Annotated in this window: 1 pseudogene; it reads left to right on the plus strand. The window is 57.9% G+C overall.

What is annotated here, in order from left to right:
* Positions 1-1,569, plus strand: a pseudogene (locus tag J5224_RS27210) (lactonase family protein); the annotation flags it as partial.

The raw sequence follows: 1,569 nt of genomic DNA on the forward strand, positions 1-1,569 counted from the left end.
TGCCGTAACCGGCACGCTGACACAACTGGTTGATAGCGCCGACAACACCACCACGCTCGATATCCACAGCACCGTTGCCGTGCTTGATACCCGCCTGACGCCGCATCTGGGTGCCGAAACGGGTGCGCTTGACTATGCGCACTTGTTTGATCTGTTGGATGACAAAGGCAACTCCCGCTTTACCGGCCTTCAAGGCATCACGATTGTAGGAGACAAGATCTACCTGGTTCGCACTCACAGCGATTGGGTTTATGACGAAACGACGGGAACCGGACAGGACGTTGAGTCCAACGTCCTTTACCTGGTCGAGCGTGATACCGACGGCAAGCTGTACATGACCAAAAGCGCGGAGATCACCGGGTTAACCGGTGCGGCGCAAGTGCGCGTTTCCAGCGATGGCAGCAGCCTGTATGTCATTGGTGCAGATAATATCGCGCTGTTTGATGCCAACGATCTGCATCAAATTGGCACCGTTGGCGGCGATATCGGCATGGTGCGCGATGTGTTAGCCAACGGCGACAAGGTTTACATCACCAGCGGCGACAGCCTGCTGGTGTTCACCCGCACCGGAGAGACGCTGACACTGACCACAACGCTCACCGATGCGGGAGACACCGGCCAGCAACTCGACGGTGCCAACGCGCTGACCCTGTCACCGGATGGCAAAACGCTGTTTGTCGCAACCTCAGGCGGCGATACGGTGGTGAGCAGGTTCAGCGTGAGCGACGACGGCACCCTGACCTACAAACAAGCTATCGCCGGTTCGACGGCCAGTGAAGAGGGTTACTACGCCTCCGCCATCACGGTTTCACCCGACGGCAAATCACTGTATGTGGTGGATAACAATACCTCGCTGCATATCTTCACCGTAGCGCAAGACGGCACGCTCACCGCAACCTCAACCTTGACGATCAGCTCAGGTGAAGGCGACGAGGGGAAACCAACCAGCGTCAAGCAGGTACTGGTCTCTCCTGATGGCAGCTCCGTGGTGATCACCGGGGAACTGGGGCGCAGCGACAATTACAACACCTACGGCATCATTCTCTATGCGCGCGCTGCCGACGGCAGCTTGACACAGCGCCAGGCAGTGGAAGGCTTTGGTAATGTAGCAGATTATAAAGGGACGGTATTGAGCGAGGTGCGCTATGCCAGCTTCAGCGCCGATGGGAAGCAGCTTTACCTCACGGGCACCCTGTATATCCAGGATAGTACCAGCGGCTCGAGGCCGGAAGGGATGGTTATCCTCGATCTCATACCTGCCACTGAAACCTTTACCGAAAGAGGCGATGCGGTTGCACTGCTCCCCGGCGGCATCTTATCGGCCCCGGTCAACGATCAAAGCAGCTATCAAGGTGCCACACTGGTGATTGAACGCACCGGCGGCGCACAGGCTGGCGATCAGTTTGGGCTTTCTGCCGGCAGCGGCCTGACCCTGACAGAGGATGGCAAGATCTCGCAGGGAGGCAAGGCGATCGCCAATGTCACTATCGATACCAGTGGCAAACTGACCATCACCTTTTTAGCGGGCGTCACGCAAGCGGAAGCACAGCAGGTGCTGCGAGCCATTGC

This window comes from Candidatus Symbiopectobacterium sp. NZEC135 (genome assembly GCF_025962695.1).